At 71.7% G+C, this 13077-nt stretch carries 9 protein-coding genes; 3 read left to right on the plus strand and 6 right to left on the minus strand.

Annotated elements, in window-relative coordinates; genetic code table 11:
• Positions 1-7 precede the first annotated feature (7 nt).
• The 4 genes from OG214_RS24550 to OG214_RS24565 form a co-directional block, all read right to left on the minus strand.
• Positions 8-1891, minus strand: coding sequence for an LCP family protein (locus OG214_RS24550; RefSeq protein ID WP_405985972.1), 1884 nt, complete (start codon positions 1889-1891; stop codon positions 8-10).
• A gap of 46 nt (positions 1892-1937) precedes the next feature.
• Positions 1938-3812 carry an LCP family protein gene (locus OG214_RS24555; protein ID WP_405985973.1) on the minus strand — a complete coding sequence of 625 codons (1875 nt, stop codon included), beginning with the start codon at positions 3810-3812 and terminating at the stop codon, positions 1938-1940.
• Positions 3813-4032: 220 nt separating this feature from the next.
• On the minus strand, positions 4033-5355 hold the full coding sequence (locus OG214_RS24560) for an LCP family protein (RefSeq protein WP_363080251.1): 1323 nt from the start codon (positions 5353-5355) through the stop codon (positions 4033-4035).
• Positions 5356-5612: 257 nt separating this feature from the next.
• Positions 5613-6371, minus strand: a complete 759-nt coding sequence (locus OG214_RS24565) for a TIGR03089 family protein (RefSeq protein WP_405985974.1) — start codon at positions 6369-6371, stop codon at positions 5613-5615.
• A gap of 126 nt (positions 6372-6497) precedes the next feature.
• On the opposite strand from OG214_RS24565, the gene OG214_RS24570 reads away from it, so the two are divergent.
• The 3 genes from OG214_RS24570 to OG214_RS24580 all read left to right on the plus strand — a co-directional run bounded on the left by OG214_RS24570 (position 6498) and on the right by OG214_RS24580 (position 10444).
• Complete coding sequence (locus OG214_RS24570) at positions 6498-8048, plus strand: N-acetylmuramoyl-L-alanine amidase (RefSeq protein WP_405985975.1); 1551 nt, start codon at positions 6498-6500, stop codon at positions 8046-8048.
• Between the two features lie 138 nt (positions 8049-8186).
• Positions 8187-9269 (plus strand): sugar phosphate nucleotidyltransferase, encoded by a 1083-nt coding sequence (locus OG214_RS24575; RefSeq protein ID WP_405985976.1) that lies wholly within the window; start codon positions 8187-8189, stop codon positions 9267-9269.
• 167 nt (positions 9270-9436) lie between these two features.
• A complete protein-coding gene (locus OG214_RS24580; RefSeq protein ID WP_405985977.1) occupies positions 9437-10444 on the plus strand; it encodes a DNA-3-methyladenine glycosylase family protein in 1008 nt (335 codons plus the stop codon).
• 135 nt (positions 10445-10579) lie between these two features.
• Here OG214_RS24580 and OG214_RS24585 read toward each other — a convergent pair whose 3' ends face one another.
• Together OG214_RS24585 and cofD are read right to left on the minus strand one after the other, a co-directional pair.
• The gene (locus OG214_RS24585) at positions 10580-12040 is read right to left on the minus strand and encodes a coenzyme F420-0:L-glutamate ligase (protein ID WP_405985978.1); all 1461 of its coding nucleotides are present in this window, start codon (positions 12038-12040) and stop codon (positions 10580-10582) included.
• Positions 12037-12993, minus strand: coding sequence for a 2-phospho-L-lactate transferase (gene cofD, locus OG214_RS24590; RefSeq protein WP_405985979.1), 957 nt, complete (start codon positions 12991-12993; stop codon positions 12037-12039). The genes OG214_RS24585 and cofD overlap by 4 nt, the downstream gene beginning before the upstream one ends.
• Positions 12994-13077: the final 84 nt, after the last annotated feature.

Here is a 13077-nt window from a genome sequence, read left to right on the forward strand (position 1 = left end):
ACGACGGTCAGAAGCGGTACGGCGCGTACACCGGCATGCACGCGTCCTTCTTCGAGCCGTTGATCGCGTCCGCCGACTCCGGTACGCCGCCCGCCTCGGGCTTGGACTCCTTCGGATACGACAGGCCGTCGCGCCAGTCCGCGCCCACCACCAGGGTGACCCCCGACACATCCGTCGACTTCCGCACCGAACTCAGCGGAATCCCCAGGGACTTGGCCACCGCCTGCGCGTCCCCCTCCAGATCCGCGCTGGGGAAGGCGATCGTCGTCTTCTCCTGCGGGCTGGGCGTGGAATCCGCCTGGGCCAGTGTGTAGCCCTTGCCGTTGAGCCGCTGGGCGATGTCGGCGGCGCGGCGCGGCACCGCACTGCGCTGCTCGCTGCCGGTGCCGTTGCGTACGATCACACCGATCTCGGCGGGGGCCGCCGCCGGGTCCTCGGAGACGGGCTGGGCCGGCTTCTCGCTCTTCCGCGCGTCGGCCTTGCCGCCGTTGGAGTCGAAGGCCACGTCCTCGCGGAGCATCGTCCAGACCTTGTCGGCGTCGGGCTCCTTGGGCACGAGATGGTTCCGGTTCTCCGGATCCTCGTCCGACGGCATGGTCGTCATGGTGATGCGGTTGGTCGGCACGCTCTTGAGCTGCATGGCCAGGTCGTAGAGCTTCTTGACCGTACCGATCTCCTCGGAGACCTCCAGCGAATTGGTCGCGGCCTCCGCCAGACCGGTCAGCCGCATGGTGTCCGTGAAGACGTTCTGCGACTTCAGCTCGCGGATCATCGAGTTCATGTACATGTGCTGGGCCCTGGCCCGGCCGAGGTCGCTCTCGAAGGCATGGCGGGTGCGCAGCCACTGGAGGGCCTGCTCGCCCTGGACATGGTGCGAGCCCGCCGTCAGCTTCAGCCCGGAGCCTCCGGGGACCCCGGGCAGCGGGCGGTCCCAGACGTTGTTCTCGACACAGACCTCGACGCCGCCTATCGCGTCGGCCATGCTCACCACACCGGAGAAGTCGATCGTCATCCAGTGGTCGATATAGACACCGGTCAGCTTCTCCCAGGTGCTCAGGGTGCAGCCGGCGCCGCCGCGCATCAGCGTCTCGTTGATGATCGCGTTGGTCGCGGGATAGACCTTGCCGGTCTTGGTGTCCTTGCACTCCGGGATGTCCACCCGGGTGTCACGGGGGATGCTCACGACCGAGGCGTTCTTGCGGTCGGCGGAGACATGGACCAGCATCTGCACATCCGCGAGGGGCGGGTTGCCCGCGGTGTCCCTGCTGCCGCCCAGTTTGACGTTCTCCGCCTTGGCACGGCTGTCGGAGCCGATCAGCAGGATGTTCACCGGGGTCTGGCCCGCGGCGTTCGCGTCGGGCCTGGCGAGACCGGTGGAGCCGTTGCTGCGGTCGCCGCTGCGGATATTGCCGTTGAGATGCCGGTAGTAGAGATAGCCGGCGCCGGCCGTGCCGAGCAGCAGCAGCGCGAGCCCGGCGGCGACCCAGCGAAGTATTCGCCAGGGGCCGCGTCTCGCGCGGCGGCGTGAGGCGGTGCCGCGCCCGCCCTTGCCCCGGCCGGCCTTGTGCTGGGTCTTGGCGGCCTGGGTATCGGGGTCCTGGCCGCTTTCCGCCGGACCTTCTCCGTCCGGGGCCGCTCCGCCTTCGCGGTGGGTCTCCGGGGCGCCGGCGCCGGTGCCGGTGCCGGTGCCGGTGCTGTTGCCGGGTCCGGCACCGCGGCCGTCAGGAGTGCCGTCGTCGCCCGGACCCCGGGGACCCGCCGTACCACCCTCCGCGCCGGTGCCGTCGGCGCCGCCGGTGCCGTTCTCGTACAGGCTGTCGTCCCAGCCCAACTCGCGGGGGTGCGGTATGTGTTCGTCCGCCCCTTCCCGTCTCACACTGCTCTGACGCACCCAGACCCCCCTCGTCAGATCGTCCGTATGAGCCGGAATTCCGGCGTCACTTGGCGCAGACCTGCTTGTCGGCTTCCACCTTCTGCACACCCTCCGGCGCCTTTGCCGGTCCGGTGATGGGCACCCCCGCGCCCTTGAAGTCCGCCCCGAGCGTCAGCGTCATCGCTTCCAGCCCCTCGGCGTCCTGCGTGCCCGGCTTCAGGGCCGCGGCGGGCAGCCCCATCATGTCCGCGAGGGCACGCGCCTGGTCGGCCTGGTTCGGCGCGTACTCCAGGCTCGTCCTGGGCAGATCCGCTCCCGGGGAGTTGCCCTTGTTGGTGGACTTCGGTACACCCTCTTCGTTCTGGAGCCAGGCCAGGGTCTCCTGCGCGGAGCCCTGCGGACCGCCGCCGTTGTACACGTCGACGCGCACATCCTCCGGCGCCGCCTTGGGCCCCTTGAGCAGCGCCTCCTGCTTGCTCTTGGCCGCCTTCTCCTGCTGCTTCACCTCGGTGAGCGAGGTGTCGCTCTGCATCATCGCGAACAGCGGCTTCGCCTTGGCCTCGTTGACGACGACTGTGGCCTTGACGACCTCCGCCGGATTGTCGACCACCGGCAGCGTGGTGAAGGTGATGTTCTTGGGATCGACCTTCGCCAGCTCCTTGGCGAGACCGCTGAGCTTGTCGATGCTGCCGATGCCGGTGTCGACGGTGAGCGCCTTGGTCGCGGCCTCCGCCAGACCGAACAGCTTCTTGGGGTTCGTCAGGGTGTCGCCGGACTTCATCTTCCGGATCATCGAGCTGAGGAACTGCTGCTGCGTCTCGATCCGGCTCAGGTCGCTCCCGAAGCCGAACGCGTGCCGCGTACGGACGAACGCGAGGGCCTGCTCGCCCTCGATGGTGTGGGTGCCCTTGCTCAGTTTGAGATGCGACTTCGGGTCGTCGACGTCCTTGTCGACGCACACCTCGACACCGCCCACCGCTGTGGACAGCGTCTTGACCGCGTTGAAGTCGGCCATCATGAAGTGGTCGACCGTGAGTCCGGTCAGTTCCTTGACGGTGCGCATCGTGCAGCCGGGGTCCCGGCCGTCCTGACCGAGGCTGGTGTTGAAATGGGTCTGAGAGGAGCCGGGGATGACCTTGGTGCCCTCCGCCGTCTTCGTCTCGCAGTCCGGGATGTCCGTGATCAGGTCACGCGGGATGGAGAGCACCGTCGCGTTCGAACGGTCCTTGGAGACATGGAACAGCAGAGTGGTGTCGGCGTGGCCGACACTGCCCGCGTCGCCGTAGCCCTCGTTGCCCGAGCCGGTCCGTTTGTCCGTACCGATCAGCAGTATGTTGACGGCCTGGTCCTTCTTGAAGCCGCCGCTGCCCGCGCTCCCGACATCGATCTTGTCGATGTTGCTGTTGAGGTGCTGGTAGTAGGCGTACGCGCCGACGGAACCGGCGACGAGCACGAACGCCAGCGCGCTGCCGGTCCACACCAGCACCTTCTTCCTGCCCGACTTCTTCGCCTTGCGCTTACGGCGGCCGGCCGCGGCGGGCGCCGTGTCGGCCGCCGGGCCCTTGCCCGCGCGGCGGCTGCGCTGCCCGGGTACGTCGGCGAGAGGCCCCGCGGCCCGGCCTTCCGAGGCCGTGCGCGCGGCACCGCTCCGGGGGGCGTCGGCGCGTGTGCCGCCGCTGCCGCGGGCCGCGCCGCCGCGGGACGTACCGCTTCCCGTCCGGGCGCCGTCGCCCGGCGCGGCACTTCCGTCCCGGGCCGCGGGTGTTCGCCGGGTGTCCTGTTGCGGAGCGCTACGTCTGCCGGCGCCTCGTGGCCGGGAGGAGGGCGGCTGCCCTGTGGAGTGGTCCAGTCGCAGTTCGTAGTTACCCGTCTGCGGGTTGAGGACCCACTGGTCGGCGGGGTCGATCTCGTCCGCCTGTCCACGGCTTTGCGCATCCACGGTTGCTTGAATCCTCCGTCGGTGCCACGCGAGGCGCCTCCCCCAAGGCGCTCGGTCTTTCGATCCAGCGGTGCAGGGCCTCGCGGTCCGATGCACCGGATCGCGTCACACTATCCGCCCAGTTCAGCGTCGAACGACGCCAGTGACAAATTCCACGACATTTACAAGCGGGCAATCCGCTCAATCTTCCTGGACCGAACGTCTCTCTTCGGTTATTGCCTTACTCACACAGGCCCGCCGCCGCGTTGGTGCCCTCGAATGTGGGCCCGGGGCCCGGGGTCGAACCGGCGGTGGCCGTCGGTCCCGTGGCCGGATTCGGACCGGCCGTGGGAGTCGAACCGGCGGTGGGAGCCGAACCGGCGGTGGTGCCCGGTTCGGCGGTGGGACCGGCGCCGGCGCCCTTCCGGTCCGTACCGCCCGGCGTTTCGACGGCGACGGGTCCGTCCTCGCGCAGCCGCTCGAAGAGATTCCCCGCGGCGGGCTGGACGAGTTCGTCGCGGTTGCGGTCCGCGCGGTACGGCTGCCGGGGAACGGTCAGGAATTGCACCTTTTCCACCGGAACGCTCTGCATCGAGCGCGCCAGATCGTAAAGATCGGTCAGCGAGTTCAGGCCCGGGTCGGTGGTGATGGACTTCGTCGCCGCGTCCAGCACCGGATAGAGCCGGGTCGGGTTCAGCAGCACCCCGTTGCTCCGCACCTTCTTGAACAGGGCGCCGAGGAACCGCTGCTGCCGCTCCATACGCTGGGTGTCGCTGCCGTCACCGATGCCATGACGCGCGCGTACGAAGCCGAGGGCCTGCTCGCCGTCGAGGGTCTGGGTGCCGGCGGGCAGCCTGAGCTGCGCCTGTATGTCGTCGACCGGTTCCTTGAGGCAGACCTCGACACCGTCCACCGCGTCAACTATGCCCTTGAAACCATTGAAGTCGACCACCATGTGGTGATCGACGCGTATACCGGTGAGCTTCTCGACCGTACGGACCGTGCACGCGGTGCCACCGAACTGGAACGCCCAGTTGAACTGAGCGAACTGGGCCGTGCTGCGGGTCCCGTCCGGCTTGCGGCAGCTCGGGATGTCGACCATCAGGTCGCGGGGTATGGAGACGCCGGTCGCGCTCTGCCCGTCCTCGGCGAGATGCAGCAGGATCGTGGTGTCGGATCGCTGTGAACCGGTGTCGTCCCGCCCGTACTTGTCGTTGCCCTTGCCCGAGCGGCTGTCGGAGCCGATGAGCAGGATGTTCTTCGCGTCCAGCACGATCGGGGTGGGACGTTCCTTCTCGTACGTACGCAGCTCGGCGGCGGCGCCGGTGTCGGTGGTGATGTTGCCGTCGAGCTTCTTGTAGAACCACCAGCCCGCACCGGCGACGGCGAGCACGACGACGGAGGTGCCGAGCGCGGTCCAACGCAGCCAGTGGCGCTTGCGGTCGGGGCCCGACGCGGGCGTTTCGGCATCGTTGTCGTCGCTGACCCCGTTGCCGGTGTCGTTGTCGGTGTCGGCCGGTTCGGCCGGCGTTCTGCCAGCACTGTCGGTCACGTCTGCGTCCATCCTTCAAGGCGTCGGCGGCGCACTGGGCCGCCGGTTGCTGGGGTAGACGGGCGAACACCGCGCTTGGTTGTGCTGTGCGTTGCTGTGAATCGCTGTGAATCGCAGGTATCGACGATCCTGTACCGCGCGGTGACGGTGTGTGTTACGGGGAGGTTCGGCGGTGATGACAACGAGGGGTGGTGACCGCGTGGGGGGATGACCACACGGGGTGATGACCACACGGAGTGAGGGCCGCCGGGACCCGTGGGTGCGGTGGCTCAGAGTGCGCGGTGTGTCACCCGCTCGCTCTCGACGCGCTTTTCGAGCCGGTCGGCGGACAGTTCGCCGAGGTGCCGGCAGAGTACGGCGGACCCGCCCGCCGCGAGCGGTGCGAACAGCCCGGCCGACAGCCCCTCCCAGCTGTCGTACGGGAGGCCCGACAGCAGCCGGGATCCCGCCGTGAGACCGCGCTCGTCGGCGTCCTTGCGCGCCCGCGTGACGAGTTGGGCCGAGGTCAGCTCCGTACCGCCGACGGCGAGCGTGGGCGCGTCCGGGTCGACCGGTGCGTACGGCGCGAAGCGGTCACCCTGGCCCGGCACCTCGACCGCGTAGTCGACGAAGCCCTCCGGGGGCCGCGGGAACCGGCCGCCCAGCGGGCGCAGCGCCAGGGCCACCCGCTCGCCCCGGCAGGCGCGCGCCGCGTCGAGCGACTCGGGGCCGGGACCGCTGACGACGAGATCGGCGGCGGCCGGGTCGCCGCCGATGTCGACGGTCACACCGACCGAGGAACAGGCGAGCAGCCACACCGCGCTCTGCCAGTGCGCGGGCAGCAGCAGCGCGAGCCGGTCGCCGGGCGCCGCCGCGAGATCGCCCTGGAGCAGGTTCGCGGTCTTGGACACCCAATTGGCGAAGGTGGCCACGGACAATTCGACACGTTCACCGGTGGCGTCGTCGTAGAAAGTGACCAAAGGGCGGGCGGGATCCGTGGCGAGAGCGGATCGCAGCAGGTCGGCGGGGGTGCGATGGCTGGCATTCACTCGGGAAAGGGTACGCCGCGGGGCGGGGCGGCCACCGCCGTACCGGTGAAGGGGTCCACCGGTTGGACCGGCACACCTCCGGTTTCCCGACGGGCGGGTCCGCCGGGGCGCCCCCAGGATCGGCACATGCGTGCCTACCTTGCGTCTTCGATCGGAGCGGTGTGCACCGCCGCCCTGGTCCTTCCGCTGCCCCAGCCGACGAGCGCGTCCGCCGCGCCACGGATCACCGCCCCACGGGACGCCGAAGCGGCCGTCGCCGAGGCGGGCAGGCGCGCCTCACCCGCCGTACGGGCCGCCGCCTCCCGGTGGCAGCGCGCGCCGGCCGTGCCTGGCGCGCGTGCTGTACGGGCCGTGCCCGGCTCCACCCAGTCGCTCGCCCTGACCGCCCCCGGCTCGGACCGCGCGTCCGGCGCCGCCCCGGAGAAGGGCGCGGAACAGGGGCTGGCCCGCCGCGACGTCCGGCCCTTCTCGCTGCTCGGTGTCGTCTGGGACGACGCCGACGCCGAACTCCACGGCACGGTCCAGGTCCGCAGCCGTGCCAGGCAGACACACGTCTGGTCCGGCTGGCAGGACCTGGAGACGCACAACCACGAACACGGCGCCGACCCCGGTACGCCCGAGCGCGACGCGGCCACCGTGCGCGGCTCCACCGCACCGCTCTGGGTCGGCGACTCGGACGGTGTGGTGATCCGCGTACGGGCGGCGAAGGGGGCGGGCACGGAGGGGGCGGCCCGCGAACGGCTGCCGCGGGGGCTGCGCCTGGAACTGGTCGACCCGGGGGAGGCCCCCGCGGCACAGCCCGACGGCCCGGCCGGTCCGGGCGATCCCGGCGGACCGGGTGACCAGGGCGACCCCGGCGCGGGTGACCCCGGTGGGCCGGGTGACCAGGGCGGCCCCGGTGGGCCGGGCGACCCCGGTGGACCAGGTGACCCGGGCGGACCGGGTGATCCCGGCGGACCTGGCGATCCCGGCGGCCCGGGTGACCCGGGACCCGTGTGGGCCGGGTTCGCCGGGCCGGAGTCCGCCCGGTCCGTGTCCCCCCGCTCCGTGTCCGCCCGGTCCGTGAGGCCGTACATCGGACCGCGCCCGCGCATCGTCACCCGCGGGGGCTGGGGAGCGGACGAGTCGCTGCGCGAGAGGCAGTTCGGCTACAGCGGCACCCTCAAGGCGGCCTTCGTCCACCACAGCGCCACCGGGAACAACTACGACTGCCGGCAGTCCGCCTCCGTCCTGCGCGGTATCTACCGCTACCACGTCAAGAGCAGCGGATGGCGCGACATCGGCTACAACTTCGCCGTCGACAAGTGCGGAAACATCTACGAGGGACGCGCCGGCGGCACGGCGAAGCCCGTCAAGGGTGCCCACACGCTCGGTTTCAACGCGAACACAACGGGCATCGCGGTGCTCGGAACGTACCGCGGCACGAATCCGTCGTCGGCCGCCACGACAGCCGTCGCCAAGCTCACCGCGTGGAAGCTCGGTCTGCACCGGGTCGATCCACGCGGAAGGACCACGCTGATCTCCGGGGGGAGCGGCAAGTACAAGAAGGGGACCAGGGTCCGCCTCCGCGCCATCGCCGGGCACCGGGACGGATTCAACACCGACTGCCCAGGAAGCAGGCTCTACGGGAAGCTCGGCACCGCACGGACCACGGCCGCGCGCTACCAGGGCCGCTGAGCGGCGCACACACGGCGGCGAACGCGGCGCCAAACACTGGTCGGTTACGGGCGCGGACACAGGTATCCATGGACATACACGACGTACGCGCGGCATACGGGGAAAACACCGGCCCGAGCGGGAAGCGGAGACGACACGGTGACAGAAGCGATCCTCCTGGTCGGCGGCAAGGGCACCCGGCTGCGGCCGCTCACGGTGCGCACACCCAAGCCGATGGTGCCCGCGGCGGGCGTCCCGTTCCTGGCGCACCAACTGGCCCGCGCGCGGGCGGCGGGCGTCGGACACATAGTCCTGGCCACGTCCTATCTGGCGGAGGTCTTCGAGCCGTACTTCGGTGACGGTTCGGCGTTCGGCCTGGAACTGGAGTACGTGACCGAGCGCGAGCCGCTCGGCACGGGCGGAGCCATCAGGAACGTCGCCTCCCGGCTGCGCTCCGGGCCCGACGAGCCCGTACTGATCTTCAACGGCGACATTTTGACGGGCCTGGACATCCGCGCGCTGGTCGCCACCCACGCGCGGTCGGGCGCCGACGTCTCCCTCCATCTCACCCGGGTCGAGGACCCGAGAGCCTACGGTCTGGTGCCGACGGACGAGGACGGGCGGGTGACGGCGTTCCTGGAGAAGCCGCAGACGCCGGAGGAGATCGTCACGGACCAGATCAACGCGGGCGCGTACGTGTTCCGGCGCTCGGTGATCGACTCCATACCGGAGGGGCGCCCGGTCTCCGTGGAACGGGAGACGTTCCCCGGCCTGCTGGCCGCCGGCGCGCATCTCCAGGGCATGGTCGACCACGCGTACTGGCTGGACCTGGGCACCCCCCAGGCCTTCGTGCGCGGCTCCGCCGATCTGGTGCTGGGCCGCGTCCCCTCCCCGGCGCTCCCGGGCCGCTGCGGCGAACGGCTGATCCTCCCGACGGCCTCCGTGGCGCCCGACGCCAAACTCACCGCGGGTACGGTGATCGGCGCCGGGGCGGTGATCGGCGCGGGCGCCCGTCTTGCCGCCACCGCGGTCCTCCCCGACGCGATCGTCGAACCGGGCGCCCTGATCACCCACTCCCTCATCGGCGCGAACGCCCGCGTGGGCGCGCGCTCGGTCCTCTCGGGCGCCGTGATCGGAGACGGCGCGGTGATCGGCGCCGACAACGAACTGCGCGACGGTGTCCGCGTCTGGTGCGACACCACACTCCCGCCGGCGACGGTGAGATTCTCGTCGGATCAGTAGTCCCGCTCGGGACGGGCTCGTTCTCGTCCGGGAGCAACACCAGGGAGGGACACGGGGAAGGGACACGCGGGAGGGATCGCGGGAGGGATACGAGAGGGGGCGGGGCCGGGCGGCACGAGGCGCGCCCCGTACTCTCGTGAGTGACCCCGACCCCGAGGACCTCACCCGTGGCAGGCCGCTTCGTCCCCCGCCCCGCGCACGCCTCACCCGACGGCGTCCACCGGCGCCCGGCCGTCCCGCACCCCGCCCCGCCCGTGGACGGGATCCGGCGCCGGTGGACGCCGTCGGGTCCGTACGACCTCGGGCTCGTCCTCGGACCCCTCCGCCGGGGTCCCGCCGATCCGACCTTCCGGGCCGCGCCGGACGGCTCGTATCTGCGGACCGGCCGCACCCCCGCAGGACCCGGCATGCTCCGGACCGTGGCGCGCGGCGGCGCCGTGGAGGCCGAGGCCTGGGGCCCGGGGGCCGAGTGGATGCTGGAGCAACTCCCCGACCTGCTCGGCGCCGCGGACGACCCCGAGGCCTTCACCCCGCGCCACCGTCTCCTCGCCGAGACCCTGCGCCGCCGCCCCGGACTGCGTCTGTGCCGTACCGGGCTGGTGATGGAATCGCTGATCCCGTCGATCCTGGAGCAGAAGGTCACCACCGTCGAGGCGTACCGCGCCTGGCGCTCGCTCGTACGCGCGTACGGAGAGCCCGCCCCCGGCCCGGCCCTCCCGTCCGGTGAGCGGCTGTACGTCGTGCCCGACGCGCGCACCTGGACGCTGATCCCCTCCTGGGAGTGGCACAAGGCAGGCGTCGACGCCAAGCGCTCCACCACGATCCTGCGCGCCGTCCGCGTCGCCCGCCGTATGGAGGAGGCCGCCGCCATGGACCCGGAGCCGGCCGCCGCCCGGCTGCGACTGATCCCGGGCATCGGCCCGTGGACCGCCGCGGAGACCGTCCAGCGCTCGAACGGCGCCCCCGACGCCCTCACCGTCGGCGATCTCCACCTCCCGGGCATCGTCGGCCACGCCCTCGCCGGAGACCGGGACGCCGACGACGCCGCGATGCTGGAACTCCTCGCCCCCTACGCCGGCCAGCGCCACCGCGCCGCCCGCCTGATCCTTCTCTCCGGCCGGACCCCCTCCCGCCGGGCTCCCCGTATGCCGATCGGCGACATCGCCGGCCTGTGAACCGGGCGCGCACCGAGCGAACCGGCACCGAGCGAACCGCCACCGAGGGGACTCCGCCCCGAGGGGACTGCGCACCGAGGGGACTGCGCACCGAGGGACTTGGCACCGAGGCACCGAGGCACCGAGGCGCACACGTCAGCGCACCTCGATGAAGTCCCCCGGGTCCCGGGCCGGACGGTCCTTCGGCGGGGCCGACGCGTGGCCCACCGCCACCGCGCCCATGGGGTCCCAGTGGGCCGGGAGGTCCAGTACGTCACGTACGACCTCGCGGCAGAACATGGTGGAGGAGACCCAGGCCGAACCGAGGCGTTCGGCGGCGAGCGCGACCAGGAGGTTCTGGACGCCCGCGCCCATGGCGACCGTGAACATCTCACGTTCCGCGGTGTCGCGGCGCGGGTCGCCGTAGGTGTGGGAGCCGTCCATGACCAGACAGGGGATCACCAGGTAGGGCGCCTTGCGCAGGACATCACCGCGGCGGACGCGCTTGGCGACGGACTCCTCCGTCCTGCCGTCGGCACGCAGGTCAGCGATCCAGGCGTCGCGCATCGCGTCGAGGAGACGCAGCCGGGACTCCGGCGACTCCAGGAGGACGAAGCGCCAGGGCGTCGTGTGGTGCGGGGCGGGCGCCGTGAGCGCCGCCGCCACCGCGCGGCGGACCGCGCCCGGGTCGACCGGCTCGTCGGTGAAGTCGCGGACCGTACGGCGCTGGGTGACCGCTTCCCGTATCGCCTCGGAGGTGCCGAGCCGGAACATGTCGTCCGGCGCGACCCGTACCAGCGCCCGCGCCCCCGCCCCGGCCGTGGATCCGTCCGTACCCGCCCCCGACGAGTCCGCGGATTCGCCCGCGGATCCGTCCACGTCCGCATTCGCTCCGCCCGCGGATCCGTCCGCGCCGCCGACGAGATGCGCCAGACCGCTCACCACCGCCACCGGCAGCCCCTCGGCCTTGCCCTTCACCAGGTCGCCGGCCGCGGCCAGTTCATCGGCGACGGCGACGACCGTGGCGTTCAGCGGATTGCCGTACGCGTCCGTCCCGCCCCGCAGATCGTCCAGGACCCGCACCCCCGCGGCCCCGATCGCGACATCGGTGAGACCGTTGCGCCACGGCCGCCCGAAGGTGTCCGTGACGATCACGCCGATGTCCACCCCGAGCGCGTCCCGCAGCCCGTCCCGGATCGCCCGCGCCGAGGCGTCGGGGTCCTCCGGCAGCAGCAGCACCGTCCCCGGCGCGGTGTTGGAGGCGTCCACCCCGGCCGCCGCCATCACCAGACCCTGCCGGTTCTCGACGATACGGAGGGGCCCGCGCCGCGCGACGACCCGTACGGTCTCCGCGTCGATCGCCGCCTCGCGGTCCGTCGCCTCGACGATCCTGCCCTCGGCCTTGGAGACGATCTTCGAGGTGACCAGCAGGATGTCACCGGCGGCCAGCCCCGGCCCGGCGGCCGTGATCAGCTTCGCGAGATCGTCCCCGGGACGGACCTCCGGCAGTCCGGGCACCGCGCGGACGCGGTACGACACGGCGGACCGCGCGGACGGCGCGGACGGCGCGGACGAGCCCGGAGCCGGGTCCGGAGCCGGAGTCAGCGGCGCTGTCATCCCTGTACCTCCTCCGCCAGCGTCAGCGCCTCACGCGCCATCGCCGCCGCCGCGTCCACATCCGTCATCAGCAGCGGCACGGCGCGGCTGCGGATGCCCGCGCCCTCGATCTCGGCCACCGCAGCCGCGTCCACCGTGTCGACGAGCCAGCCGTCGAGCAGCCCCGAGCCGTAGTGCAGCGCGACCGCGGCGGCCGTCGCCTCGACACCGATCGCGGCGAGCACCTTGTCGGCCATCCCGCGCACGGGCGCGTCCCCCACGATGGGGGAGAGGCCCACCACCGGCACGCCCGCCTCGGCGATCGCCTCCCGGATACCGGGGACGGCCAGGATCGTGCCGATGCTGACCACCGGATTGGACGGCGGGAAGAGAATCACGTCGGCGGCGGCGATCGCCTCCAGCACCCCCGGCGCCGGCTTGGCCTGGTCGGCACCGACCGGTACGACCGCCTGGGCCGGTACGGACGCCCGCATCCGCACCCAGTACTCCTGGAAGTGCACGGCCTTGCGCTCGCCGTCCACATCGACCGCGACATGCGTCTCGATGCGGTCGTCCGACATCGGCAGCAGCCGTACGCCCGGCTTCCAGCGGGCGCACAGCGCCTCGGTGACCGCGCTCAGCGGATAGCCCGCGCCGAGCATCTGCGTACGGACGATATGGGTGGCGAAGTCGCGGTCCCCGAGGCCGAACCACTCGGGTCCGACCCCGTACGCCGCCAGCTCCGCCTTGACCTGGAATGTCTCGTCCGTACGCCCCCAGCCCTGCTCCTCATTGATGCCACCGCCCAGGGTGTACATCACCGTGTCGAGATCGGGGCAGACCTTCAGCCCGAACAGATGGATGTCGTCACCGGTGTTGCCGATCACTGTGACGTCCGCGTCGGGCGCGGCCTGCTTGAGGCCACGGAGGAAACGGGCGCCGCCGATACCGCCGGCCAGAACCACAATGCGCATAGGAACAGTCTGTCAGCCGAAGGCTGATCGTCCAGGGGCGGTGGTCGGGCGACGGGTGGGCCTGTCAGCCGAAGGCTGATCGTC

The organism is Streptomyces sp. NBC_00872, assembly GCF_045161915.1.
Classification (GTDB): domain Bacteria; phylum Actinomycetota; class Actinomycetes; order Streptomycetales; family Streptomycetaceae; genus Streptomyces.

Bases quoted from the DNA above. Each gene is read 5' to 3' on its own strand.
- OG214_RS24560 (WP_363080251.1), bottom strand. From the start codon at position 5,355: ATGGACGCAGACGTGACCGACAGTGCTGGCAGAACGCCGGCCGAACCG.
- OG214_RS24570 (WP_405985975.1), top strand. From the start codon at position 6,498: ATGCGTGCCTACCTTGCGTCTTCGATCGGAGCGGTGTGCACCGCCGCC.
- OG214_RS24585 (WP_405985978.1), bottom strand. From the start codon at position 12,040: ATGACAGCGCCGCTGACTCCGGCTCCGGACCCGGCTCCGGGCTCGTCC.
- cofD (WP_405985979.1), bottom strand. From the start codon at position 12,993: ATGCGCATTGTGGTTCTGGCCGGCGGTATCGGCGGCGCCCGTTTCCTC.